The sequence below is a fragment of the Arcobacter roscoffensis genome (assembly GCF_024267655.1).
In the GTDB taxonomy this organism is placed as follows: domain Bacteria; phylum Campylobacterota; class Campylobacteria; order Campylobacterales; family Arcobacteraceae; genus Arcobacter_B; species Arcobacter_B roscoffensis.
Map to the genome: position 1 here is coordinate 3,008,884 of NZ_CP100595.1, position 25,533 is coordinate 3,034,416.

Annotated in this window: 26 protein-coding genes; 13 read left to right on the top strand and 13 right to left on the bottom strand. The window is 30.0% G+C overall.

Annotated features, from left to right (window positions below; genetic code table 11):
- The first annotated feature begins 2 nt into the window (after positions 1-2).
- The 13 genes from NJU99_RS14180 to NJU99_RS14240 all read left to right on the top strand — a co-directional run bounded on the left by NJU99_RS14180 (position 3) and on the right by NJU99_RS14240 (position 11,864).
- The gene (locus NJU99_RS14180) at positions 3-806 is read left to right on the top strand and encodes a phytanoyl-CoA dioxygenase family protein (RefSeq protein ID WP_254576560.1); all 804 of its coding nucleotides are present in this window, start codon (positions 3-5) and stop codon (positions 804-806) included.
- Positions 799-1,872, top strand: a complete 1,074-nt coding sequence (locus NJU99_RS14185; protein ID WP_254576561.1) for a class I SAM-dependent methyltransferase — start codon at positions 799-801, stop codon at positions 1,870-1,872. The genes NJU99_RS14180 and NJU99_RS14185 overlap by 8 nt, the downstream gene beginning before the upstream one ends.
- 12 nt (positions 1,873-1,884) lie before the next feature.
- Entirely contained in the window at positions 1,885-2,544 is a 660-nt protein-coding gene (locus NJU99_RS14190; RefSeq protein WP_254576562.1) for a class I SAM-dependent methyltransferase, read from the top strand.
- A complete protein-coding gene (locus NJU99_RS14195; RefSeq protein WP_254576563.1) occupies positions 2,519-3,334 on the top strand; it encodes an SDR family oxidoreductase in 816 nt (271 codons plus the stop codon). Before NJU99_RS14190 ends, NJU99_RS14195 begins: the two co-directional genes overlap by 26 nt.
- A 1-nt stretch (position 3,335) precedes the next feature.
- Positions 3,336-4,382, top strand: coding sequence for a zinc-binding dehydrogenase (locus tag NJU99_RS14200; protein ID WP_254576564.1), 1,047 nt, complete (start codon positions 3,336-3,338; stop codon positions 4,380-4,382).
- Positions 4,382-5,812 (top strand): PfkB family carbohydrate kinase, encoded by a 1,431-nt coding sequence (locus tag NJU99_RS14205; RefSeq protein ID WP_254576565.1) that lies wholly within the window; start codon positions 4,382-4,384, stop codon positions 5,810-5,812. Before NJU99_RS14200 ends, NJU99_RS14205 begins: the two co-directional genes overlap by 1 nt.
- Positions 5,805-7,316: a B12-binding domain-containing radical SAM protein gene (locus NJU99_RS14210; protein WP_254576566.1), complete on the top strand. Its 1,512-nt coding sequence runs from the start codon at positions 5,805-5,807 to the stop codon at positions 7,314-7,316. Before NJU99_RS14205 ends, NJU99_RS14210 begins: the two co-directional genes overlap by 8 nt.
- Entirely contained in the window at positions 7,316-8,041 is a 726-nt protein-coding gene (locus tag NJU99_RS14215) for a nucleotidyltransferase family protein (RefSeq protein WP_254576567.1), read from the top strand. The genes NJU99_RS14210 and NJU99_RS14215 overlap by 1 nt, the downstream gene beginning before the upstream one ends.
- Positions 8,042-8,099: 58 nt before the next feature.
- A complete protein-coding gene (locus tag NJU99_RS14220; protein ID WP_254576568.1) occupies positions 8,100-8,312 on the top strand; it encodes a hypothetical protein in 213 nt (70 codons plus the stop codon).
- 99 nt (positions 8,313-8,411) lie between these two features.
- Positions 8,412-9,446: a recombinase RecA gene (gene recA / locus NJU99_RS14225; protein ID WP_254576569.1), complete on the top strand. Its 1,035-nt coding sequence runs from the start codon at positions 8,412-8,414 to the stop codon at positions 9,444-9,446.
- Between the two features lie 133 nt (positions 9,447-9,579).
- On the top strand, positions 9,580-10,854 hold the full coding sequence (eno, locus tag NJU99_RS14230) for a phosphopyruvate hydratase (protein ID WP_254576570.1): 1,275 nt from the start codon (positions 9,580-9,582) through the stop codon (positions 10,852-10,854).
- An 18-nt stretch (positions 10,855-10,872) separates the two neighbouring features.
- Positions 10,873-11,115: a septum formation initiator gene (locus NJU99_RS14235; RefSeq protein ID WP_254576571.1), complete on the top strand. Its 243-nt coding sequence runs from the start codon at positions 10,873-10,875 to the stop codon at positions 11,113-11,115.
- On the top strand, positions 11,112-11,864 hold the full coding sequence (locus NJU99_RS14240; protein WP_254576572.1) for an AMIN domain-containing protein: 753 nt from the start codon (positions 11,112-11,114) through the stop codon (positions 11,862-11,864). The genes NJU99_RS14235 and NJU99_RS14240 overlap by 4 nt, the downstream gene beginning before the upstream one ends.
- Here NJU99_RS14240 and NJU99_RS14245 read toward each other — a convergent pair.
- The 13 genes from NJU99_RS14245 to nuoI form a co-directional block, all read right to left on the bottom strand.
- Positions 11,832-12,992 carry a cation:proton antiporter gene (locus tag NJU99_RS14245; protein ID WP_254576573.1) on the bottom strand — a complete coding sequence of 387 codons (1,161 nt, stop codon included), beginning with the start codon at positions 12,990-12,992 and terminating at the stop codon, positions 11,832-11,834. The two genes, NJU99_RS14240 and NJU99_RS14245, sit on opposite strands and share 33 nt — an antisense overlap.
- A 30-nt stretch (positions 12,993-13,022) precedes the next feature.
- Complete coding sequence (locus NJU99_RS14250; RefSeq protein WP_254576574.1) at positions 13,023-13,904, bottom strand: biotin synthase; 882 nt, start codon at positions 13,902-13,904, stop codon at positions 13,023-13,025.
- Positions 13,888-14,406 carry a metallophosphoesterase family protein gene (locus NJU99_RS14255; protein ID WP_254576575.1) on the bottom strand — a complete coding sequence of 173 codons (519 nt, stop codon included), beginning with the start codon at positions 14,404-14,406 and terminating at the stop codon, positions 13,888-13,890. Before NJU99_RS14255 ends, NJU99_RS14250 begins: the two co-directional genes overlap by 17 nt.
- A complete protein-coding gene (gene topA / locus NJU99_RS14260; protein WP_254576576.1) occupies positions 14,406-16,775 on the bottom strand; it encodes a type I DNA topoisomerase in 2,370 nt (789 codons plus the stop codon). The genes NJU99_RS14255 and topA overlap by 1 nt, the downstream gene beginning before the upstream one ends.
- Positions 16,776-16,834: 59 nt before the next feature.
- A complete protein-coding gene (locus NJU99_RS14265) occupies positions 16,835-17,614 on the bottom strand; it encodes a UDP-N-acetylmuramate dehydrogenase (protein WP_254576577.1) in 780 nt (259 codons plus the stop codon).
- 11 nt (positions 17,615-17,625) lie between these two features.
- A complete protein-coding gene (locus NJU99_RS14270) occupies positions 17,626-18,492 on the bottom strand; it encodes a menaquinone biosynthesis family protein (protein ID WP_429726360.1) in 867 nt (288 codons plus the stop codon).
- A 63-nt stretch (positions 18,493-18,555) separates the two neighbouring features.
- Complete coding sequence (locus tag NJU99_RS14275; RefSeq protein ID WP_254576579.1) at positions 18,556-19,041, bottom strand: transglycosylase SLT domain-containing protein; 486 nt, start codon at positions 19,039-19,041, stop codon at positions 18,556-18,558.
- Positions 19,042-19,096: 55 nt separating this feature from the next.
- Entirely contained in the window at positions 19,097-20,599 is a 1,503-nt protein-coding gene (nuoN, locus tag NJU99_RS14280; RefSeq protein ID WP_254576580.1) for an NADH-quinone oxidoreductase subunit NuoN, read from the bottom strand.
- A complete protein-coding gene (locus NJU99_RS14285) occupies positions 20,600-22,126 on the bottom strand; it encodes an NADH-quinone oxidoreductase subunit M (protein ID WP_254576581.1) in 1,527 nt (508 codons plus the stop codon).
- A gap of 12 nt (positions 22,127-22,138) precedes the next feature.
- A complete protein-coding gene (nuoL, locus tag NJU99_RS14290) occupies positions 22,139-24,001 on the bottom strand; it encodes an NADH-quinone oxidoreductase subunit L (RefSeq protein ID WP_254576582.1) in 1,863 nt (620 codons plus the stop codon).
- A 2-nt stretch (positions 24,002-24,003) separates the two neighbouring features.
- Complete coding sequence (gene nuoK / locus NJU99_RS14295) at positions 24,004-24,303, bottom strand: NADH-quinone oxidoreductase subunit NuoK (RefSeq protein WP_254576583.1); 300 nt, start codon at positions 24,301-24,303, stop codon at positions 24,004-24,006.
- A complete protein-coding gene (locus NJU99_RS14300; protein WP_254576584.1) occupies positions 24,300-24,896 on the bottom strand; it encodes an NADH-quinone oxidoreductase subunit J in 597 nt (198 codons plus the stop codon). The genes nuoK and NJU99_RS14300 overlap by 4 nt, the downstream gene beginning before the upstream one ends.
- A 9-nt stretch (positions 24,897-24,905) precedes the next feature.
- Positions 24,906-25,526, bottom strand: coding sequence for an NADH-quinone oxidoreductase subunit NuoI (nuoI, locus tag NJU99_RS14305; protein WP_254576585.1), 621 nt, complete (start codon positions 25,524-25,526; stop codon positions 24,906-24,908).
- Positions 25,527-25,533 lie beyond the last annotated feature (7 nt).

The window sequence follows — 25,533 nt, forward strand, 5'->3', positions numbered from 1 at the left end:
TAATGCAAATAAATACAGAGTTAAATGAATTTATAAATGAAGGCTATGTTGTTCAAAGTTTAGAAAATACTAATTTTTTAAATAGCTTTAAAGAAATCATCCTAGAAACTCTAAAAGATATCACAAATAACAAAGATATAACTCTTGAGACTTTTCACAAATTTATAAAAGAAGATAAAGAAAAACTAGAAATTCAGTACTTAATTAGTAAAAAAATTTGGGATGAAAAACTTCATTTTAATCTTATAAAAGAAAATATTGATTTGTACTATAATATTTTTGGAAAAGATTTAGATATTCAAGCAAAACCTCATCTAAGAATTGCAAGACCAAATTGTCCTCAAGATAATATAGGTTTTCATAGAGATAGTCAATATGGAAATAAAGCTTTTGAATTATCTAACTTTTTTACATTTGTAGATCTTGATGAAAACTCTGCATTACAAGTTGAAGCAAAGTCACACAAAAGAGGCACTTTACCATATATTAAAATTGAAAGTACTTCTGTAAAAAAAGGAAGCATGGAGAATCAATTAGGTTATTTGTACGCACCAAAACTAATTGATGAGACTTTTAAAATAAATGCAAATCCAATACCTCTAAACTTTGGACAAGTTTTGATTTTAGGACTAGGTACTATTCATGGTCAAGAAACAAATAGCTCAAATACAACTAGATGGAGTATTGATATTCGAGTAAAAAATAGTTTTTCAACAAGCAATGTAAAAGAAGGCTATTATACAAACTTAACTTCAAGTATTGTAAGTAAATATGCACAAGAATACTATAAGGCTTGCAATGACTAAATGCAATATATGCCAAGGAGAATTAAATCAAATAATCTCTACACAAAATAGTGTTTCGGTTAGTTCTGATAATAAAATCATCAAAGCTACTTTATTTATATATAAATGCAAAGAGTGTTCACATATTCAAAAGATTAAAGATAATCAAATTCAAAAAGTATATGAAGAGTATAAAAAAGATGATTTAGTAGAAGGACAAGACCAAACAAAGTTTATTGATGGAAAGCCATTTTTCAGAACAGATATTTTAGTATCAACTATTATCTCTTCAATGAAAAACAAAAAAACATTACTTGATATAGGTACAGGAACTGGTGTTTTTTTACTATCTTGTAATAAATATCTAAATTTAGATTTATATGCTTTTGATTTAAATACAAGATATAAATCAAAGATAGAAGCTATGGAAAATGTAAAAAAATTTTATACAAATGACCTTAAAAAAATAGATAAAAGCTTTGATATAATAAGTTTGATTCATGTTTTTGAACATATTGAAAAACCATTAGAAGCATTAAAAGTTTTAAAAAGTAAATTAAATAAAAATGGAATAATTATCATTCAAGTTCCCTCAATAACTGAGAATCCAAATGATATACTTATTTATGACCACTACTCTCACTTTTCTAAAAACTCTTTATTCAATCTTCTAAAAAAAGTTTTTACAAATATAGAGTTTATTAAAACTAATATAAAAAATGAAATTACTGTAATTATAAAAAATGATAATAAAAAAAGCAGTTTTACACAACAAGAAGAACAAGTAGATTTCTCTTTTTTAAATAAAGCTATAACATATTTAAATAATATAGAAAAAGAGATTTATGTTTTTGGAACAGCTCCAACAAGTACATATTACGCTTCAATTCTAAATGAACACAACAAGCTCAAAGGCTTTTTAGATGAAGACCCTCTAAAACAAAACAAAACGCATTTAGATAAAGAGATATTTCATCCAAAAGATTTAAAAGAGATTGTATGCTTCTTCCCTTTAAGTCAAAACATTTATAATGATATTAAAAAGAAGTATCCAAATATTACTTTTATCTCAATACAGGACATATAAAAAGGATTTAAAATGGGAAAAGAAATTGATTTAATGGAAAACTACCCTAAATCAAAAAGGGATTTAACAAAAAGATTAGAAGAAAAAACACCTCAAGATAGACAGCTAGCTAGAAAATTTGGTAAAGAGTTCTTTGATGGTGATAGAAGCCATGGATATGGTGGTTTTTCATACAATTCAAGATTTTGGGAACCAGTAGTTCCAACTTTTAAAGAGTATTACAATCTAGATGAAAATAGTAAGATTTTGGATATTGGTTGTGCGAAAGGTTTTATGCTTTACGACTTTAAAAGATTAATTCCAGGAATAGAAGTTCAAGGTATTGATATATCTTCTTATGCTATTGAAAACGCTAAAGAAGAAGTAAAAGAGTTTTTACAAGTAGGAGATGCAAGAAAACTACCTTTTCCTGATAATCACTTTGATTTAGTAATTTCAATTACTACTTTACATAATCTAACAAAAGAAGATATGAAAATCGCTTTAAAAGAGATTATGAGAGTTACAAAAAAAGATGTTTTTATTACTCTTGATGCATATAGAGATGATGAAGAGAAGAAAAGAATGGATGCATGGAATTTAACAGCACTTACAATGATGCACACAAAAGAATGGGAAGAGTTCTTTAAAGAGTGTGGATATAAAGGTGACTACTACTGGTTTATTCCATAAAATGATAGATAAAAACTCTAAAATTGTTATTTCAGGTGCAAATGGCTCTGTTGGTAAACTTCTTTTTAATAAACTAGAAAAAGAAGATTTTTTAGTAGAGAAATTGGATTTAAATGACTTAAATAATAAAGATATTTTTATTCACCTAGCAGCAAAAACATCAAATACACAAGAGATATTAGACTCTAATATCTCTTATTTAAAAGAGTGTATAGAGTATTGTAAAAAGACTAATATCAAAAACTTTATTTTCTTCTCGACAATGTCAGTTTATGGAAATATAAATCAAAAAAATATAAATGAACAAACTAGCTTTTCTAATACACCAAGTATTTATGGACTTTCAAAACTACTTGGAGAAGAATTATTAAAAGAGTCAGGTTTAAATGTTTTAATTCTAAGACTTCCAGCGATACTAACAAAAAATACAACTAACACCTTTATTTATAAGTTATACGAAAAACTATCAAACAATGAAGATATAACAATTACTAACTACAATAAAACTTTTACTAACATAATAGATATAAACTCTATCTATGATTTTATTTTAACTTATGATTTTAAAAGTAAAAATGAAACTTTTGTTTTAGGAATAAAAAAAGAAAAAGCTTTAAAAGAAGTAGTAGAGTTTTTAAAAAAAGAGTTAAACTCAAAATCCAATATTGTATTAAATGATAATATTTCAAACTTTTACAATATTGATAACTCAAAAGCTATAAAATATGGTTTTAAACAAAGAAATATAAAAGAAGTTTTAAAAGAATGGATAAATTTATTAAGGGCATAAAATGAAAGCAGCAGTTTTAAATAATACAAATCAACCTTTAGCTATTGAAAATATTACATTTAATGAATTACAAGAAGGTCAAGTTCTTGTAGAAATAGCCTATAGTGGTATTTGTCACTCCCAACTTATGGAAGTTAGAGGTAAAAGAGGTGAAGACAAGTGGTTACCTCATTTACTAGGACATGAAGCAACTGGATTTGTTCGAAAAGTTGGGAATGGCGTAACTAAAGTGAAAGAAGGTGACAAGGTTGTATTAGGCTGGATAAAAGGTGAAGGATTAAATGCTCCTTGTGCTTCATATGATAATAATGGTAAAACAATTAACTCTGGACAAGTAACCACTTTTAATGAATTTTCCATTGTATCTGAAAATAGAGTAACAAAACTAGAAGAAGGAATACCTTTAGATGTGGCTGTTTTATTTGGTTGTGCAATTCCAACAGGAAGTGGAATAGTAATAAATGAAATCCAAGCAAAAGAAAACACTACGATTGCAATTTTTGGACTGGGAGGCATAGGATTAAGTGCTTTAATGGCAACAAAACTTTACAACTTCAATAAAGTTATTGCTATTGATATTGAAGAAAATAAACTTCAATTAGCAAAAGAGTTTGGAGCAACACATACTATTAATTCTTCAAAAGAAGATGTAAATGAAAGACTAAAAGAACTAACTTTAAATGAAGGTGTTGACTATAGTGTTGAAGCTACAGGTTTAGCAAAAATAATTGAAATAGCTTTTAAAAATGTAAAAAACAATGGTGGATTATGTGTTTTTGCATCACATCCTCAAAATGGAGACCTAATCAAAATTGACCCATTTGATTTAATTTGCGGAAAACAAATAAAAGGAAGTTGGGGAGGAGCTTGTATCCCAGATAGAGACTTGCCAAAGTTTTATAAGCTTTATAAAGAAGGTAAACTTCCACTAGAAAAGTTACTTGAAAAAAGATATACTTTAGATGAAATTAATGAAGCCCTTGATGATTTAGAGAATCGAAAAGTTACAAGACCATTAATTCAAATAAATCCCGCCTTGGAAAAATAATGAAAAAAACAGCTTTAGTTTATGGTAATTTTAATATCCTACACCCAGGACATTTAAGACTATTAAAATTTGCAAAAGAGAGTTCAGATTATTTAATTGTAGCTGTAAACTCTGATAATCTAACAAAAAATTTAGAGTTATTAGATGAAAAGACTAGATTAGACTCAATAAAAGCTACAAGTTATGTGGATGAAGCTTTTATTCTAGATGAAGATATTATAAATTATATAAAAAGAGTAAAGCCTTCTATCATTGTAAAAGGTAAAGAGCATGAGCAAAAGAAAAATAAAGAAGAAGATATTCTAAAAGAGTATGGAGGAAAACTTCTATTTACATCTGGAGAAATTGGTTTTTCTTCTTTAGATTTATTAAATAAAGATTTTCAAGTTAACAACTCATTTATTCAACACTCATCAAGTTACTTATCAAGACACAAAATAAATAAAGTAAAATTAGAAAATTTTATTGAGAGTTTTTCAAAACTAAATGTATTAGTTATTGGCGATACAATAATTGATGAGTATATCACTTGTAATCCAGTAGGAATGAGCCAAGAAGACCCAACTATAGTTGTTACTCCTTTATCTAATAATAAATTTATAGGTGGTGCAGCAATCGTAGCTTCCCATGCAAAAACTTTAGGTGCAGAAGTTTCATATATTTCAGTTGTGGGAGATGATTTAAACTATACATATACAAAAAAGTATTTACAAAATCTAAATATCAGCACAAAACTATATAAAGACGCTACTAGACCCACTACATTAAAACAAAGATTTAGAGCACACAATAAAACTCTACTAAGAGTAAATCATTTAAAACAACACTATATAAATAAAGATTTTGAGAAATCTATCCTAAAAAAAATAAAAAAAATAAAAGATTTAGACCTTATAATTTTTTCTGACTTTTCATATGGTGTATTAACCAAGAAACTTATAGAAAAAATCTCAGATTTTGCACTAAAAAATAATATCTCTATGGCAGCAGATTCTCAAAGTTCCTCACAAGTTGGAGATATATCAAAATTTAAAAATATGGATATAGTAACTCCAACAGAGAGAGAAATTAGACTATCAATAAATGATTTTGAATCAGGACTTGTTGTATTATCAAAAAAACTATTTAAAAAATCAAAACCTAAATATATTTTCACAACACTTGGAAGTGAAGGGGTTATGATATATAACTCAAAACAAGATGCACTTTTAACAGATAATATTCCTGCTTTAAACAATAATGCAAAAGATGTAAGTGGTGCAGGAGACTCTTTACTTACATGTTCATCAATGGCTAAAGCAATAGGAGCAAATATCTGGCAAGCTGGATATTTAGGTTCACTAGCAGCAGCAATTCAAGTAAGTAGAGTTGGTAATATACCTATTAAAAAAGATGAATTATTAAATGAACTAAGGAAGATAAATGACTAAAATTAATTTTGATGAAAAAGAAGTATATTTAAAAGAGAAGAAAAAAATAAATAACATTAAAAAAGTTGTACTCGTTTATCCTAATCAAAGATGGTTCAAAGAAGATATGCACACAACTTGGAACCTAAATCCTTCAACTTTATGTATTCTTGCAAGTATGATAAAAAATCATGTTGAAGAAATAAAAATCATTGATGCTCAATTTGATAATTTAACACAAGAAGAGTTTAAAAAACAAATAGAAGAAGAGAAACCTGATTTAGTAGGAATCTCTATTTTAACTACAGAATACAGTATTATTGCTGATATTACACTTGACATAGTAAAAGGTTTTGACTCGTCTATTATTACTGTTTTAGGTGGTGTTCATTGTACTTTACACTTTGATGATGTTATGAAAAATGATAAAGTTGACTTTTGTATTAGAGGAGAAGGTGAGTATGTATTCCAAGGTTTAGTAAAATACTTAAACTCTCAAGGAGAGCTTCCAGAAGAAGGCTTAGTATATAGAAATAATTTAAATGAAGTTATAGCTCAAGAAGCAACACTTGTAAAAGATGTTAATAAGATTGCTATTCCTGATTATTCATTTATTGATTTTGAAAAATATACTATGAAATCTCCAAGAGAAGGAATAGAAGCTCCACCTGCCTTACCTTATGCAAGAATACAAACATCAAGAGGTTGTCCTATTGGTTGTACTTTTTGTTTAGTTGAATCAATTTCAGGTAAAAAACTTAGAAAAAGGTCAGCAGAAAGTATTATTGAAGAGTTAGAATATTTAGTTAAAAACTATAAAATCAAGTCTGTTGTCTTTGAAGATGATAATCCATTTGGAGATAAAGTCAGAACAAAAAGAATTTTAAAAGCAATGATCGATAAAAAGCTTAATCTTAAATGGAAAGCAACTGCAGTATTTTTACCAGCTATTGATGAAGAGATATTAGATTTAATGGCTCAGTCTGGTTGTATAATGCTAAATATAGCTATTGAGTCTGGAAATCAAAGAGTTTTAAATGAAGTAATTCACAAACCATTAAAATTAACTAGTGTAGCTCCAAAAGTAGCATTAGCTCATAAATATGGATTATTTGTCGTTGCAAATTTCATTGTTGGACTTCCTAGTGAAACATGGGAGGAAATGAGAGAAACTTTTAGGTTTGCAGAAGAAACAAAAATAGATTATGTGAAGTTTTTTATTGCCAATGTTTTTAGTGGTACAAAACTATATGACTACGCTATGCAACACAATGCAATTGATAAAGAGACATATAGTGAGTTAAATATTAACTGGAGATTTTCTAGAATAAAAAGTGATGAATGGGAGCCGGAAGAAGTATCAATTTTAAGAGCTTATGAATGGGATAGAATTAATTTTACAGATCCAAAAAAAAGAGAAAAAACAGCAAAAATGATGGGTATAAGTCAAGAAGAATTAAATAAAATAAGAAGAGAAACTAGAAAAGCTCTTCATAAAGACTTATATCCAGTGATGAATCTGTAATGAAAGCCTTACTTTTAGCCGCTGGTTTAGGCACAAGACTTAGACCTATTACTAATACTATTCCTAAATGTCTGGTTGAAATAAATAAGAAACCTTTATTGGAGTATTGGCTTCAAAATTTATCAGAAATTGGTGTTAATGAGTTTCTGATAAATACTCATTATTTAAGTGATAAAGTTCAAGAGTTTGTAGAAAATAGTAATTTTAAAAACAACATAACTCTTGTGCATGAAAAAGAGCTTTTAAATACAGGAGGCACACTTCTTGCAAATAAAGAGTTTTTTATTAAAGAAGAAGAGTTTTTTTTGATACATGCTGATAATCTTTGTTTTTGTGATTTTGAAGTTTTTGTAGACACACATAAAAAAAATAAAGATATTTGTGAAATTACTATGATGTTATTTGAAACAGGAACTCCAAAATCCTGTGGAATAGTTGAACTTGATTCAAAAAATATTGTTCAAAAATTTCATGAAAAAGTTGAAAACCCTCCATCAAACTTGGCTAATGGTGCTGTATATATTTGCAATAATACAATACTTGATTACCTAGAAAGCCTAAATAAAAAAGAGATTGATTTTTCACTAGATGTTATTCCTAATTATTTAGGGAAAATAAATACTTTTTTAAATGATGTTTATCACAGAGACATTGGTACAGTTGAAAGCTATAAGCAAGCAGTTAAAGATATAAAGAATTTTGATTTATTTAAAAATAATATTTAAAATAAATCAAACTTTTAGTATAATAAAATAAATTTAAGATAATTACATAGGTGAAGAAATGTCAGAAAACTCTATTCCAGATAATATTATTAAAATTCAAAAAAAACTTGCTTCTTTTGAAAAGGGTTCTAGAAACTATAAAAAGTACACAAAAATACTTGCAAAACATATTAAAAAACACTCTATGAAAAAAAGAGTTACTTCACATATTAAGACAATTGAAACTGTTGAAAAATTTACAGAAAAAAAGAATAAAAATACAGAAGAATAAAAAACATTACAATTTGCAATAAAAATATATACTTTATATTTTTTCTGCTAAAATTCCAACATATTAAAAATAAATGAAATCTACACAGGATAAAAAACAATGGATGATAATCAAAAAAAATCTTTAGACTTAGCAATAAAACAAATTGATAAAGCATTTGGTAAAGGTACTTTAATTAGACTTGGGGATAAAGAGGTTATCCCAACTGAAGCCATTTCAACAGGTTCACTAGGACTTGATTTAGCACTTGGTGTTGGTGGAATCCCAAAAGGTAGAGTTGTAGAAATCTATGGACCTGAGTCATCAGGTAAAACTACACTTACACTTCATGCTATAGCAGAATGTCAAAAAGCAGGAGGAGTATGTGCATTTATTGATGCGGAGCATGCTTTAGATACTGTATATGCGAGAAACTTAGGTGTTGATATTGATAATTTACTTGTATCTCAACCTGACTTTGGGGAACAAGCTTTAGAGATTTTAGAAACTGTTATTAGATCAGGAGCTGTTGATTTAGTTGTAGTTGACTCAGTTGCTGCACTTACTCCAAAAGTAGAAATTGATGGAGATATGGACGACCAACAAGTTGGTGTTCAAGCAAGACTTATGTCAAAAGCTCTTAGAAAAATTACTGGTTTATTAAACAAAATGAATACAACAGTAATTTTCATTAACCAAATTAGAATGAAGATTGGTATGACAGGTTACGGAAGTCCTGAAACTACTACAGGTGGAAATGCTCTTAAATTTTACTCATCTGTAAGATTAGATATTAGAAGAATTGCTACACTTAAACAAGCTGAAAACTCAATTGGTAATAGAGTAAAAGTAAAAGTTGTTAAAAATAAAGTAGCAGCTCCATTTAAACAAGCAGAATTTGATATTATGTTTGGAGAGGGAATTTCAAAAACTGGTGAGCTAGTGGATTACGGTGTAAAACTTGATATTGTAGATAAAGCAGGAGCTTGGTTCTCTTATGGTGATTCTAAAATTGGTCAAGGTAAAGAAAACTCTAAAGTCTTCTTAAAAGACAATCCAGAAATTGCAAATGAAATTGAAAAGAAAATTCTTGATGCAATGGGTGTAAATGATGAAATTATCCAGGGTGAAGCAGAAGAAGATACAGAAGAGTAGAAAACTACTTAAGTATCTAAAAGGGGAGGAATTAATATTCTTCCCCTTTTTTTATGCCTAAAAATCTGTAAAAGCAAAGAGAAATTTAATTTTAGTTATAATATAGCAAATTATATGAATATAGGAGACCTAAGTGGTATTTATTGACAATGTATATGCTGATGAAGTATTAGATTCAAGGGGAAATCCAACAGTTAGAGCTACAGTAATCTTAAGTGATGGTACTAAAGAGAGTGCTATTGTTCCAAGTGGTGCAAGTACTGGTAAAAGAGAAGCTTTAGAGCTAAGAGATGGTGATGATAGATTTTTAGGTAAAGGTGTATTAAAAGCAGTTGAAAATGTAAATACTGTTATTGCTGATGAATTAATGGGATTAAGCCCATATAATCAAGCAGAAGTTGATGCAACTATGAAAGATATCGATGGAACTGCTAACTATTCAAACTTAGGTGCAAATGCAGTATTAGGTGTATCTATGGCAGTAGCTCGTGCAGCAGCAGCTTCTTTAAATATTCCTTTATACAGATATTTAGGTGGTGCAAATGCAATGACTATGCCTGTACCAATGTTTAATATCATCAATGGTGGAGAGCATGCAAATAACTCTGTAGATTTCCAAGAATACATGATTATGCCAGTTGGATTTGAAAACTTCAATGATGGATTAAGAGCTACAGCTGAAATTTACCAACACTTAAAAAAAGTAATTGATGGTATGGGTGAATCAACTGCAGTTGGTGATGAGGGTGGATTTGCTCCAAACTTAAAATCAAACGAAGAACCAATTCAAGTTATCATGGAAGCTATTGAAAAAGCTGGTTACAAAGCTGGTGAGCAAATTGCAATAGCTTTAGATGTTGCTGCATCTGAGCTTATTGATGAAGATGGTTTATATGTATTAAAATCAGAAGATAGAAAAATCACTTCAGAAGAACTTGTAAACTATTATGCTGATTTATGTGCTAAATACCCAATCGTATCTATCGAAGATGGTTTAAGCGAAGATGACTGGGATGGTTGGAAAATCTTAACTGAAAAATTAGCTAATAAAGTACAATTAGTAGGTGATGATTTATTTGTTACTAATGCAAATATCTTAGCAGAAGGTATCCAAAAAGGTATCGCTAATTCAATCTTAATTAAACCAAATCAAATTGGTTCTGTTTCTGAGACTATGTTAACTATCAGATTAGCACAAAGAAACAACTACAATTGTGTAATGTCTCACAGATCAGGTGAGAGTGAAGATGCATTTATTGCTGACTTTGCTGTTGCATTAAATTGTGGTCAAATTAAAACAGGTTCTACTGCAAGATCTGATAGAATCGCTAAATACAATAGATTATTAGAAATTGGTGCAGAAATCGGATATGCTGAATATTTAGGTAAGCAACCATTCTCTAAATAATTAGATATTTAGTAGTTTATGAAAAAAAAGCAACGTGGACTAAAAAAGTTTTTTGTAATTGTAATTATCTCAGTAATAGTTACAATCTTTTTAAGCTACCATGTTGCAAATATTCTGTTTGGGGATAACTCTTTAAAGGTTTATAACTCTTTAAAACATAAAAGAGATTATCTTCAAAATGAAATCAAAAGATTGCAAAAAGAGAATGCATATTTACAAAAAGAGTATTTTGAATTAAAAAACTTGGAGCCCGAACAATGAAAACTTTATCTTTATTTACATCAGCACTTATTTTAACAGTAAGCTTAGAAGCAAGAGAAAATCCATTTAATACTACAGCTGCATACGAAGAAGAAGCAGCAAGAATTATAGAGCTAAATGAAGAGAGCTTCTATAACCCTAGTGAAGAAGATTATGCTCAAAGAATGCAAGAAAAACTTGCAGTAGAAGGTGAAAATAAAAATGAAGTTGAAAAACAAATAGAAAAAATTGTTCCTATGATGCAAGAGAAACCAAAACAAGAGCCTAAATACTCAAAAGATGAAGTAGAAAAACTTATCAAGAAAGCTCAAAAACAAGCTGAATACAAAACAAAAAAATTAATAGAAAAGAAACTAGAAGAAACAAAAAAAGCTGAGCCAAAACAAGTTGTATTTGTAAAACCTAGACCTGATGTTATAGTTGAGGATATGACAAAAGAGGTTCAAATTCTTCCTTTTGTTAAACTTGAATACTCTGATAATGATCTTATGATTCATACAGATTATAAAGTATCTAAGAAGTTTAGTATAAGTAAAGAAAACAAACTAATTATTGACTATAAAGCGAATCTGAACTTTTATACAAAAAGAGAAAATTTAGATTCAAAGAACTTCAAAAAGGTTGCAATCGGAAACCATAAAAAGAATGGTTTTTTTAGAGTTGTAGTAGAACTAGATAAAAATCCATCTTCTTATAAAGTTGATTATAAAAACAACTTAATTACGATCTTTAATAGTGATGAAATGTGATAGTATTCTAATTAATACCATCACTATTAATACTTCTAGAATAGCTGCTAAAATAAACGCATAATAATACTCTTGATCAATTGAATGGTTATTATACGCCAATGTTGTTACTGCAATAAGTAAAGTAATTGGCATTGAGTGAGAAAGTCCAATCATAAAAAACTTATTCCAACCCATCTCTTTTATAAATAACATAGAAGCTACAAATCTTATTCCAACCATAGCAGCAACTATCAATAAAGCTTTTATTAGTAAACCATCTTGAAGCAGAGCTGTTAGCTCAAATGAAGCCCCAACTGAAATAAAGAAAATAGGAACTAACCAACCAAAGCCAAAATGCTCTAACTTGTGCGAAAGCTGTTTATTATGCTTCTCAAAAAATGTAGTAATAAAAGTTCCAGCAATAAATGCTCCAAATGCAACTTTTAAATGTAATACCATCATTACAGCAATCATTAAAAAGAAAATCGCCATTGAAATTCTAATATCTTGTTCTTGATGGTCTTGCTCTGGCATTAAATAAGCTTTAATCTCAGGGAACCACCAGATAAGATTGTGGAAAACTTTATATATCAATAACATTGATAATAAGAACATTACGAATAAAAACATGGTTCGATAGAACTCAAAGTTAATTCCAAACTCTAAAGCAGCAGATACTGTTGTAAGGGCAAAGATTGATACTATCTCACCTATAAGACCAACTATAATAGATAGCCTAATCCACTCTACATCCCCATATTCTTTTTTTAAAGCAGCTAACAATCCAATTGATATTAAAGGTAAAATTACAATAAATATATTTCCAAGCCCTAAATATACGGATATTATCGTAGATAAGGAAAAGAGTATTACATTGTAAATAAGGGACTTTTTGAGTATTGTAGGCGAGATATTAGCAAGCTTTTTTAAATCTACTTCAAGTCCTGCTAAAAACATCAAATATAAAAATCCAAGCTTAGAGGCTAACTCTAAAATGGCATGATCAGAGATAAATGCAAAATACGAAGCAATAGCTCCTAAGATAATCTCTACAGTTACAGTAGGAAGTTTTAATAACTTTCCTATTAATGGTGAAGAAAATATAATTAAGGAAATTGTTACAATTATTAAAATCTCTTCACTCATTAATTTAAACCTTTTATATTATTTATAAATCTATTTTTCGTTTGGCATTTTAACTACATGTTTTGCAATCTTATACCCTAATGCTTCTAAAGCTGCAACATCATCTTTTGGAGTTTTACCCTCTGTTGTTAAATAATCACCAATTACAAAAGCATTAGCACCTCTTTCAAAGATTTCATACTGTTGCTCACCAAACATAAGTTCTCTTCCACCTGCTACCATTATTTTATGTGCATTTGGAATCATTTCTCTTGCTAATTCAATTAATTCGAAAGCTTGTTCTCTTGAAATTGAGTTTTCTACAAGAGGTAATGCTTCATTTGGATGGAAGAAGTTTAAAGGAACATTCATAGGATCTAAAGAAGCAATAGATTTTATCATAGAAATTCTATCTTCTTGTGTTTCACCCATTCCAAAAATTCCACCACATACAAGTTGTAAACCTGCTTCTTTTACATTTAAACAAGTTTGGTATCTTTCATCCCAAGAGTGTGTAGTACAAATTTCTGGATAATACTCTTTTGAAGCTTCTAGGTTATGGTTGTAGTTGTCAACACCTGCTGCTTTTAGTTTTTTTAATTGCTCAACTGTTGCTGTACCATTACAAGCAATTAGTCTTAAACCTAAGTTTTCAGCCTTAACAGCTTTTGCAACCTCGGCAATATATTCAGTTTTTTTATCTGTAAGGCCAAGTCCTGCTGTTACTAAACAGAAACCAACAGCTCCATTATCTCTGGCTTTTTTAGCCTCTTCAATAATCTGCTCAACAGTTTTCATTTTATATCTTTGAATATCTGCTTTATATCTTACACTTTGTGTACAGAATTTACAGTCTTCATTACAAGTACCACTTTCTACATTACAAATAGCACATAAAAATATTTCATCAGTTACTTTAAATTTTTCGCTCATATTTATACTCTTCTTTCTTAAAAAATTGTTCGTTTGTATTTTTAAAATAGTATGAGATTATATACTCATTTTCATTAATTTCTAAAAAGACACACTCAATTAATGGCTTTTCCCTTGCACAAACCTCCCCAGGGTTTACAAAAAGTGTCTTATTTTTATAATCATGCTCAAACATATGAGTATGTCCAAAAATAACCACATCTGTATCAGGAGTTAAATGATAAGGCAAATGCATTAGTTTAAATTTTATATCTTTAATTTTAAAGTAATAAGGTTCTTGTTTGATTCTATATTTATTTGAAAAAGGAATCAATCCCATATCATTATTACCAAAAACTGAAACATAAACTAGACCTGATTGCTCAAGAAGTTTTAGATTTTCTTCCACACATAAATCTCCTGCATGGATTAAATATTGACTTCCTTTTTCTTTTAAGAAGTCAATTACTTCTTTTGTATAGCCTACCTGATGGTGGCTATCTGATAAGATTCCTATTTTCATTAGCTTTTAGAAGGGCTCTTTTTTGCTGTTGTTTTTTTAGTAGTAGTCTTTTTCGTTGTAGTTTTCTTAGCTGCTGTCTTTTTTGCAGGAGCTTTTTTTGCTGTTGTTTTAGACTTTGGATCTTTAGCTATTATTTCCTGACACTCTTCTAATGTTAAATCTTCAGCAACTTTACCCTTTGGTATTTTAAAGTTCTTTCTACCTTGCTTGATATATGCTCCATATCTACCATTTAAGATTTGAATTTTCTCTTCTTCAAACTCTTTAATTGTAGCTTTTGCTTTTGCTTCGTCAAGCTCTTTGATTACTTCTTTTGCTCTTGCTTCTTCAATCGTATATGGATCATCAGTTTTTAATGAATAATATTTAGTTTTTACTTGTAAATATGGTCCAAATCTTCCAATATTTGCTTTAATATCTTCACCCTCAGTAGTTTGTCCTACAACTCTTGGTAAAGTAAATAAGAATAATGCTTCATCTAAAGTAATTGTATCCATATTTAAGTGATCTGGAATTGCAACAAACTTTGGCTTTTCTTCATCATCTTTTGTTCCAATTTGAACAAAAGGTCCATATCTTCCCACTCTAGCACTAATTGGCTTTCCAGATTCAGGGTCTGTTCCAATCTCTCTTATTTGAAGATAATCTTCTTTATTAACACTCTCTTCTTTTTCAACAATAGTCTTTTTGAAATCTCCATAGAAATCAGTCATTACTTGTTCCCAAGCAATTTTACCCTCAGCAATTTCATCAAACTCTTCTTCAATTTTTGCTGTAAATCCTAAATCTACAATATGAGAGAAGTGGTCATTTAAAAATGAGTTTACAATCTCTCCTGTTGGAGTTGGTGCAAGTTTTTTATCTTCTGTTTTTACAACATATTCTCTTTGTTGTATTGTTGAAATAGTTGGAGCATATGTTGATGGTCTTCCTATTCCTTCACTCTCTAGTTTTTTAACTAGTGAAGCTTCTGTATATCTTGCAGGTGGCTTTGTAAATAACTGCTCTAACTCTAATTTTGAAAGATTTAAAACTGTTCCTTTTTTAATAGTTGGAAGAATTTTTTCACTACTATCAAGTGCAGATTCAGGATTATCACTTCCTTCTGTATAAGCTTTCATAAAACCTGGGAATACTATTCTTTGTCCCTTTGTTTGAAACTCATACTCTCCATCTTTTCCTGCTTGGATTTTATATGTAGTGTTTGCAATTTGAGCTGGTGCCATTTGTGTGGCAAGTGTTCTTTTCCATATTAAACTATAAAGTTTGTATTGCGAAGCATCCACATAAGCTTTTATATCACTTGGTTTTAATGCAAGATTTACAGGTCTAATAGCTTCGTGAGCCTCTTGTGCTCCTTTTGCTTTAGATTTATAAGTTCTTGGTTTATTTAGTGAATACTCTTTTCCATATTCAGCTTCAATTACTTCTTTAGCTGCACTTGTTGCTACTGTTGATAAGTTTAATGAGTCAGTTCTCATATAAGTGATTAATCCACCTGTATGATCTGGGATATTTCCTACATTACCTTCATATAATTGCTGTGCAATAATCATAGTTTGTTTTACAGAATATCCAAGTTTTCTACTAGCTTCTTGTTGTAAAGTAGATGTTGTAAATGGAGCTGCTGGGTTTCTTTTTGAATCTTTTTCTTCAATCTCAACTAAAGTAAAATTCCCTAGTTTTAAAGAAGCTTCAATAGTTTTAGCTTGAGCTTCATTTGTAACTTTTACATTTTTACCATTTTCTTTAGCTAATTCTGATTTAAGTGATGGGTCAATAAACTCAGATTTAATTTTCCAATACTCTTCTGGTTTAAACTCTCTAATTTCATTTTCTCTATCAACTATGATTTTAACTGCAACAGATTGAACTCTTCCTGCACTTAAACCATATCTTACTTTTTTCCATAATAATGGTGAAAGTTCATAACCAACGGCTCTATCTAAAATTCTTCTAGCTTGTTGGGCATCAACTAAATTTTGATCAACATCTCTTGGGTTTTCTAATGCTTTTATAATTGCATCTTTAGTAATTTCGTGAAATACAATTCTTTTAATAGGGTTTTTTTCAATTTTTAGTGCGGGGATTAAATGCCATGCAATAGCCTCTCCCTCTCTATCTTCATCGGCCGCTAGATAGATTGTTGTATCTTTAGTAATTTCTTTTTTCAAATCACTTATTACTTTTTTCTTATCTGTTGATACTAAATACTTTGGCTTAAAATTATCTTCTGGGTCAAACCCTAATTTTGATTTTGGTAAGTCTCTTACATGCCCCATTGAAGCCATTACCTTAAAATCTTTACCTAGAAATTTCGATATTGTCTTTGCTTTGGCGGGAGACTCCACTATTACTAAATTCTTCACTAAAAAACCTCATTTCACTTTTTAAATTCGTGCATTCTAACATAAATTAATTAATATTTTTAATAAACTATAATCTCTTTTTTAATATCTATATTAAACTGCTTTTTTATCTTCTTCTGGGCTAAATCAATCATATAAATAGCCTCTTCATATGTTCCACCACCATAGTTTACTAAAAAGTTAGCATGTTCTTGGGAAAATCCCATTCCACCTTTTTTAAAACCTTTTAGTCCAACTGCTTCTATCAATCTTCCTGCATAATCATCTTTTGGATTTTTAAAGCAAGATCCAGCACTTGGTAATTGTGGCTGATTATCTCTCATTTTTTTAAATTTCTCGGCCATTTGCTTAGAATAGCCATATTCAATATTAAATACTACCTCATAAACAATAGTATCTATTTTTGTGTTTCTATAAGAGTATTCTATATTCTCTTTTTTAATATAACCTTTATTTGTCTTAATAGAGTGAATATAATTGAAAATTTCCCATTCTTTTAATCCAGCATTCATTTTAACAAGACCTCCAAGACAACCTGGAAGTTTTCCTAAAAACTCTAAATTAGCTAAATCATTTCTTTTTGCATAAGATAAAAGCTTTCCTGATTTTGTTGCACAGCCTACATATAAAAGTCCATCTTTTTGCTCAATATACTCAAAAGCTTCACCTAAAACAGCAAACTTTGGTGGATTATTTGATATTAGTGTATTATTAGCTCGTCCTAATATTTGGTAATCTTCATACTCACCTATTTCATTAATTACTAAAACCTCACAAGTAGGTCCTATATGTAGTGATGAGTATTTACTAAAATCTATTTGTTTAAAATAATTTTCCACTTTTACCTTTACTATCTTGCTCTTAACTCTTCATAATCATCAGGAATTAAATAATCCTTTGATTTTATCAAGCTATCATAAAATCCATGTTTATAACCTAATTCATATAGTTTATCTAAGGCTTTGTATTGAATATCACTTAATTTAACAGAATTATCATTTGCATATAAATCTAAGTAATTATCTAAAGTATCAGCATCAACTCTAATAAGTCCTTTTTCAAGAAGCATTGGAGCTAAAACTTTTCTATTTTTATTGGCTACATCAACTGCTTTGATTAAAGTTTTTTCATAATCAATTGCATTGTGTAAAGGAAGAGATCTTCTTAAACACATTCCACCAAGTGGTAGAGGTAAATCTCCACCGCTTAATTCAACCCAAACATCCCACATCTCTTTTTCAACTTCTAGGGCATCATCATAAGTTAAAATTGATTCATGAATCAATACACCTGCATCAACTTCACCATCAATTACTGCTTTTTCAATATCTAAGAAGTTCATATATGTAATTCTTGCATCAGGATAAGCTATTTTAAATAAAAGTGCATTAGTTGTAAACTCTCCACTAAGAGCTACTTTGAAATTTCTTTTAAGCTTAGCACCTTTTCTTTTCATAAGTTTAGGACCATAACCTTCACCAAAAGATACTGCTGTTTTTAATAAAGCATAATCATTTTTTACAAAAGGATATAAGGCAAATGAAATTGCGCAAATATCATATTGTCCTTTTAATGTAGCTTGGTTTAATGTCTCAATATCCTCTGCAATATTTTCAAACTCTGCATCTTTTGGCGTAACCCAACCAAATTTAATTGCATAGTACATAAAAATATCATCAGCGTCCGGTGAATGTGCAACAGTAATTTTTTTCAAAATCTTTCCTTATGATTAATTAATTGGATTTTAGCAAGATATGGTTTATCTTTTGATTATATTGAATTAAAGTCTGTATTCTAGCTTAAGTTTTTTAATGATTTCAAAAATACTATTTGCATATTTAAAACCTGTTTTACCATCATATCTCCAACCTGTATTATAAGATGCCCATGTTTTAGCCCAATTATCTTTATGAACCTTTCTCCAATACTCAAGCTCTATTATTGCATTTGCAGTGGAAAAAGAAACATCATTTATAAGTTTGTTAGCAAAAAACTCTCTGTTTTCTTTTGTGTCTTTTACTTTTTGTCTTGATATTACAGTTTTGATATTTGCTTGAAAAAGTCCATAATCTTTTGTTTTATGATTTACTACATATTTACCTAATTTTGATTCTTTTATAGCTATTGCCATAAGTGAATAAGATAACATTTCATCATCACTTAGTGATTTTATTTTTTTTAGAATCACTAAATCCTTCTTATTTAGGTTTAAACTATTTGAAAAAAGAAATGTTGAAAAAAGTAGTAAATAAAAAAAAGCTTTCATAAATTGATTTTACTATATTCCTAGCCATTTAAATATTAAATGGCTAGATTATATACTAAAATCCTGCACTAGCTACATAGTGAGAAATAATGTCTAATAGTGGTTGAATATAGAATATAGAAGTAATAGTTAAAAATACTGCAAAACCAACAACTGATTTCATTGGAGTTGTTGCATTTTGCATAAATTTAGTATTAGCTCCTTGTTCTGGGTCTCTTAAGAACATATAAGAAACTGGTCTTAAGTAGTAGTATGCTGCAATTGCAGAGTTTAATACGATAACAACTGCTAAAGCAATTTCTCCTGCATTTACTGCACTTGAAACTAAATACATTTTTCCCCAGAATAATGCAAATGGAGGAAGACCTGTAAGTGCAAATAAGAACAATCCTAAGATTGCAGCTGTAAATGGTGAAATTTGAGCAAGTCCTGAGAACTTTTTAAATGAATATGGTGAATCATAATCTTTATACTCTTTACCTCTATTAAGCCACAACATACCAAAGGCACCAAAGTTAGTAACTGTAAATAAAATCCAGTATAAAAATAGTGCATTAGTTGACTGATGTGTTCCTATTAAAATTGCTGCCATTGCCATACCTGCATTTGAAATTGAAGAGTATGCAAGCATTCTTTTAATATCTGTTTGCTGTAATGCTATTAAGTTTGGAATAGTCATAGTTAAAATTACAGTGATATATAACATAAAGTAAATAATAGTATCACCACTATGTACAAATACATCAAAGAATCTAAGTGCTACAACAAATCCTGCCATTTTTGGAATAACAGACATAAATCCAGCTAAAGCTGATGTTGAACCTTGGTAAACATCTGGTACCCATGTATGAAATGGGAATAATGATAATTTGAACCCAAGTGCGGCAAACATAAATACAAATCCAACTAAGACCATAATATAGTTAGAGAAGTTATCACTTGATAAGTAATTTTGATCACTTAATACTTGTGAAATCTGTGCTAATTCTAAAGATCCAGTTAAAGCATAGAAAATCATAGAACCAAATACAAAGAAAGCAGCTGCTAATGCACCCATAGTGAAGTACTTAACAGCAGCTTCAATTGATACCATTCTATTGTGCATAGCAATCATTGTATATAAAGCTAATGATGCCGTTTCAAGTCCTACAAAAATCATAATTAAAGAATCAGAACTTACCATAAACTGGAACCCTGCAACCATAAATAAATATAGTGCGAAGTACTCAGCATGTCTAAAGTCTTGGAATCTTAACTTTGAAAGTCCTAAGAAAATAAATAGAATTGATCCACCAATAATAATACATTGAGATAGTATTGCAATACCATCAAGTAGCATTATGTCAAATAAACCTCTCTCATTTCCTGAGAAGGCTAATAGTGTAAATAAGTCAAATACTAAGAAAAGAGTAACAATCATTACATATAATGATTTATGCTTATTCTTATTAAATAGGTCTGTTAATATAATACTAATTGCACCAATAATTGCAATAACCATAGGTGCTAAAGTACCTAGGTTTAAACTCTCTAAACTAATTGAAATAGGCTCTAGCATCTATTTAACCTCCCCTATTGTATTTAAAGCTTTTAGCTTCTCTTTTGTATCTTCATTTACTGCTTTTACTTGCATAACATGAGTTAAATGATTTACAGAAGTGTTAAGCGGATCTAGTACAACTTTTGGATAAACACCTAGTGCAATAATTAAAGCAACTAAAGATCCAAGTGCAACTAATTCTCTTCCAAAAATATCTTTTAATGGTTTGTTCTTTGGATTAGTTAACTCTCCAAAGAATGTTCTTTTGTACATTGATAACATATAAATTGCACTTAATACAATAGTTAAAGAAGCAATAAATGTTAAAATTGGAGATGCTTTAAAGAATCCAAGTAAAGCTAAGAATTCACCAACAAATCCAGCTGTTAAAGGAAGTCCAACAGACCCCATTAAAACAACTGCATAAACTAGTGCAAACATTGGCATATTATGAGCTAATCCACCAAACTCTTTAATCATCTTAGTTTTTCTTCTATCATATAAAACACCTACACACATAAATAGTGCTCCTGAAACAATTGCATGTCCAAGCATCAGATATACAGCCCCTGCTATACCTTCAGTGTTTAAAGCAAACACACCTAAAGTAATAACACCCATATGTGATACTGATGAGTAAGCTATCATTTGCTTCATATCTTCTTGTGCGTATGCAAGCATAGCTGTGTAGATAATTGCTAAAATAGCAAGTCCTGCCATAAACCACATAAAGAACACAGCTGCATCAGGGAATAATGGAAGCGAGAATCTAATAAATCCGTATGTTTCCATTTTTAATAATACAGCAGCAAGAATAATAGAACCAATAGTTGGTGCTTCACCATGAGCTAATGGAAGCCATGTATGGAATGGAATCATTGGAACTTTTACAGCAAATCCAAAGAAGAAGGCAATAAATAACCATAATTGAACATCAAATGGTAAAATAGCCCCATACCAATCAAGTAAGTTAAAGCTCCAAACTCCTGTTGTTTCGTGATATACATATCCAAAGTATAACATACCTACAAGCATGATTAATGAACCAATAAATGTATATAAGAAGAACTTCATTGCAGCATAGAATCTTCTCTCTGCTCCCCAGAAACCAATGATATAGAACATTGGAATAAGTGTTAATTCCCAGAAAACATAGAACATGATTACATCTAAAGAAACGAAAACACCAACCATTGTCATTTCTAAAAAAAGCATAGTAATGATTAGGTTTTTAATATTTCTTTTTTCAGTTAATCCAATAACAGCAATCATAGTCATAAATGTAATCATAATAAGTAAGAATAATGATACACCATCAACACCAGCAACATAACCTATACCCATAGAGGAGATTATTGGTAAATTTTGAACAAACTGCATTCCAGCCATACTTGGGTCAAAGTGATACCATAAAAGTAAAGCTAAAACAAACTCAACAACAGTTACAACTACACCATATTGTCTCATTGAATCCTTATGAATTAAGAATCCAACAGTTGCAGCTGCTGCTGGGAAGAATATCAGCATCGATAAAATATTTTCCATTTACATAACCCCTTATATTACCGCTAAAACTAAGGCGAAAACTAGACCCATAATAAGTCCAGTAACCATTAGTCTTAATGATGTTGATAAATTACCTGATTGAATAACTCTAATATTAGTACCTAGTTTATAAATAAATCTAGCAATTGAATCAATCGTATTATCAATTATTTTAATTTCTACAACTTTAAAGAACCATACTGACATTGCATAATATGGTTTAGAAACAAACTTCTCATAGAACTGTGGAACATAGTATTGGTTAATTAAAAGCTTGTAGATTGCTTTATTCTCCCACTCTTTACTAAATCCATCGCCTTTGAAGTACTTCACATAAGCAACTGCAATACCACCAATTGCAATAGCACTTGTAACTAGTATTAAAATCCAAACCGTTGAGCTTGCTGTATTTGAAGCTTCCCATGAAGGAAGAATTTTAGTTACAAAATCAATAAAGGCATGTTCAAACCAACCTGCAATTACTGCTAGAACTGCTAATGGCAACATAGCAGCGATAACAAAACTTTTTGCTTCGTGAGGATGGAACTGCTCATCTGAATAGTTTTGTTTTCCAAAGAAGATTTTAAATACAAGTCTAAATGAATAAAATGCAGTTAAACCAGCAGTTATCCATAATGTTGCCCATAAAATATAAGCATCAGCATTAAATGCAGCTTCTAAAATCTTATCTTTTGAGAAGAACCCAGCTAATGGGAAAATACCAGCAAGAGCAAGTGAAGCTACAAACATAATAATCGAAGTTGCTTTCATCTTTTGGTGTAATCCACCCATCTTTCTAATATCTAATTCATCATCCATTGCATGCATAACATTACCTGCACCTAAGAATAATACTGATTTGAAGAAGGCGTGAGTTGCTAAGTGGAAAAGTGCTACCCAGTATGCACCAAGACCAGCTGCAACAAACATATATCCTAATTGTGATAATGTTGAGTAAGCAATAATTCTTTTCATATCATTGTTTACTAAAGCCATAGTAGCTGCAAAGATTGCAACAAATGCACCTAAACAAGCGATACCATATCCAACTTCTGGAATTAATGCATATAATTCATTTGATCTAATTACTAAATAAACACCAGCTGTTACCATAGTTGCTGCGTGAATAAGTGCTGATACAGGAGTTGGTCCTTCCATTGCATCTGCAAGCCATGTATGTAATGGGAATTGTGCTGATTTACCCATAGCACCTACAAATAATAAGATACCAATCCAAGTAAGTGTAGAAGTCTCTAAACTTGCAACATTAGCAAATACTACATCATATTGTAAACTTCCAATATTCCAGTAAATTAAGAACATACCAAGTAATAAACCTAAATCCCCTACTCTATTCATAATAAATGCTTCATTTGCAGCCCATGATGCTGATTCTTTGTGATACCAGAATCCAATTAGTAACCATGAACAAACACCAACACCTTCCCATCCAATAAATAGTACAGCGAAGTTATCAGACATAACAAGTACAAGCATTGAGAATACGAATGCTGAAAGGTAAGAGAAGTATCTATTAAAACCTTTGTCATGTTCCATATAACCAATTGAGTGAATATGAACCATTGTTGAAACTACAGTTACAACTGTCATCATTACAACTGATACATGATCAACTACAAATCCCATAGGAATATTTAAACTTCCTGATACAATCCATTCAAATAAAACTACATTTAAAGTCTCATCTGTTGTATAAACATGTTGTAAAAGGTTTAGTGAAGCTATCATAGAAACAGCTAACATAAATGATGTAAACCAACCTGTAAAAGCATTTTTTGGCTGCATTGAGAATAGTGCAGCTACAAGTGAACCTACAAGTGGGGCAAAAAGTGCTATATATATAAATTTTTCCATTATTACCCCTTCATCCCTTGAATATCATCTAAGTTAATAGAACCCGTTCTTTTATACCAAAGAATTAATAATCCAAGACCAATAGCAACTTCAGCAGCAGCAACTGCAATAATAAAGAAGGCAAACATTTGTCCTGATAAATCCCCATGGAATTTAGAAATAGCTGCAAGTCCTACATTTACAGCATTTAACATAATTTCTGTTGAGAAGAAAAGCATTAATACATTCTTTCTTCTAATTACTCCAATCAGTCCTATACAAAATAGAAGTGTTGAAAGTATCAAATAGGCATTAAGTGTCATTTTGCCTCCTTAGATTCTTTTTGAGCTTCAGCTTTAGCTTCTGCTTCGATATGTGCATCAATCTCATCTTCTGGCATTTCAGAATAAGATTCATTCATTTTTTTACCAGCAAGTACAATACCACCAATCATTGCAACAACTAACATAATACCTGCCACTTCAAATGGGACTAAATACTTAGTAAATAAAACTAAACCAACATCTGCTGAATTACCAGCTCCAGGAGTCATTGGGTAGTTAGCTTGAACATTTTCTCCAATTACAGGTGCTATAAAAATAACCACAACAATTAAAGCCACCATTCCTGAAAGTAAAAATACTAATCTTGGGTTATTTACTTTCTCTTTTACAACAGAAAGTGAATCAAAGAACATCATACCAAAGGCATAAAGTGCCATTACTGCACCTGTATAAACCACAATTTGTACTGCACCTAAGAAGTCTGCACCCAATAAAAAGAAAAACGCAGAAATAAAAATCATTCCTGCTGCCATAGCACTTAGTGCATATAAGGCATTATTTGTAAGTACTGTAATTAGGAACATTCCTATTGTAAGTACTGAAAAGACTATAAAAGCTACTATTTCAAACATTCAGACTCCTTAGTATGATAATGGAGTTTTCTTGATTTTTTCATCAGCATCAGGAGATACTGAACCAAAACCTGCAAACTCTGTTTGTTGATTTAATTGATCAAATGGCGTTATAATATCCTCTTTTAATGAGAAGTGTGCTCTTTGTTCAGAAGAGTTTTCATATCTTCCTCCGTGAACAATTGCAAGCTCTGGACAAACTTCTGCACAATATCCACAGAAAATACATCTTCCCATGTTAATTGTATATTCAGTTACTGCCTTTCTTGAGCCTTCATCAATTTTAGTTTCCATTCTAATACAATTTGCAATACAAATCTTTTCACATAAACCACAACCAATACATCTTTCACTTCCAGATTCTAAAAGAACTAATAACTTATGTACTGCTCTATATCTTGGACCAATAGGTAACTTTTCAGCTGGATATTGAACTGTTGCCATTTCACCTTTGAAAAGTGCTCCTGTCATCATTTTCCATGTAATTTTAAGACCTGTTAAAAGTTCACCTTTTACAGATCTTTTCATTACTTGTTTAAAAGATTCCCATTCTGTTTTTGGATAATTATCTTCTTGAACTGTTACGTAATCTTCAGATATATTTCTATTTTTAAACTCTTTAAAACTCATAATTACC

Bases quoted from the DNA above. Each gene is read 5' to 3' on its own strand.
- NJU99_RS14180 (WP_254576560.1), top strand. From the start codon at position 3: ATGCAAATAAATACAGAGTTAAATGAATTTATAAATGAAGGCTATGTT.
- NJU99_RS14185 (WP_254576561.1), top strand. From the start codon at position 799: ATGACTAAATGCAATATATGCCAAGGAGAATTAAATCAAATAATCTCT.
- NJU99_RS14190 (WP_254576562.1), top strand. From the start codon at position 1,885: ATGGGAAAAGAAATTGATTTAATGGAAAACTACCCTAAATCAAAAAGG.
- NJU99_RS14200 (WP_254576564.1), top strand. From the start codon at position 3,336: ATGAAAGCAGCAGTTTTAAATAATACAAATCAACCTTTAGCTATTGAA.
- NJU99_RS14205 (WP_254576565.1), top strand. From the start codon at position 4,382: ATGAAAAAAACAGCTTTAGTTTATGGTAATTTTAATATCCTACACCCA.
- NJU99_RS14210 (WP_254576566.1), top strand. From the start codon at position 5,805: ATGACTAAAATTAATTTTGATGAAAAAGAAGTATATTTAAAAGAGAAG.
- NJU99_RS14215 (WP_254576567.1), top strand. From the start codon at position 7,316: ATGAAAGCCTTACTTTTAGCCGCTGGTTTAGGCACAAGACTTAGACCT.
- NJU99_RS14220 (WP_254576568.1), top strand. From the start codon at position 8,100: ATGTCAGAAAACTCTATTCCAGATAATATTATTAAAATTCAAAAAAAA.
- recA (WP_254576569.1), top strand. From the start codon at position 8,412: ATGGATGATAATCAAAAAAAATCTTTAGACTTAGCAATAAAACAAATT.
- NJU99_RS14235 (WP_254576571.1), top strand. From the start codon at position 10,873: ATGAAAAAAAAGCAACGTGGACTAAAAAAGTTTTTTGTAATTGTAATT.
- NJU99_RS14240 (WP_254576572.1), top strand. From the start codon at position 11,112: ATGAAAACTTTATCTTTATTTACATCAGCACTTATTTTAACAGTAAGC.
- NJU99_RS14245 (WP_254576573.1), bottom strand. From the start codon at position 12,992: ATGAGTGAAGAGATTTTAATAATTGTAACAATTTCCTTAATTATATTT.
- NJU99_RS14250 (WP_254576574.1), bottom strand. From the start codon at position 13,904: ATGAGCGAAAAATTTAAAGTAACTGATGAAATATTTTTATGTGCTATT.
- NJU99_RS14255 (WP_254576575.1), bottom strand. From the start codon at position 14,406: ATGAAAATAGGAATCTTATCAGATAGCCACCATCAGGTAGGCTATACA.
- NJU99_RS14275 (WP_254576579.1), bottom strand. From the start codon at position 19,041: ATGAAAGCTTTTTTTTATTTACTACTTTTTTCAACATTTCTTTTTTCA.
- nuoN (WP_254576580.1), bottom strand. From the start codon at position 20,599: ATGCTAGAGCCTATTTCAATTAGTTTAGAGAGTTTAAACCTAGGTACT.
- NJU99_RS14285 (WP_254576581.1), bottom strand. From the start codon at position 22,126: ATGGAAAATATTTTATCGATGCTGATATTCTTCCCAGCAGCAGCTGCA.
- nuoL (WP_254576582.1), bottom strand. From the start codon at position 24,001: ATGGAAAAATTTATATATATAGCACTTTTTGCCCCACTTGTAGGTTCA.
- nuoK (WP_254576583.1), bottom strand. From the start codon at position 24,303: ATGACACTTAATGCCTATTTGATACTTTCAACACTTCTATTTTGTATA.
- NJU99_RS14300 (WP_254576584.1), bottom strand. From the start codon at position 24,896: ATGTTTGAAATAGTAGCTTTTATAGTCTTTTCAGTACTTACAATAGGA.
- nuoI (WP_254576585.1), bottom strand. From the start codon at position 25,526: ATGAGTTTTAAAGAGTTTAAAAATAGAAATATATCTGAAGATTACGTA.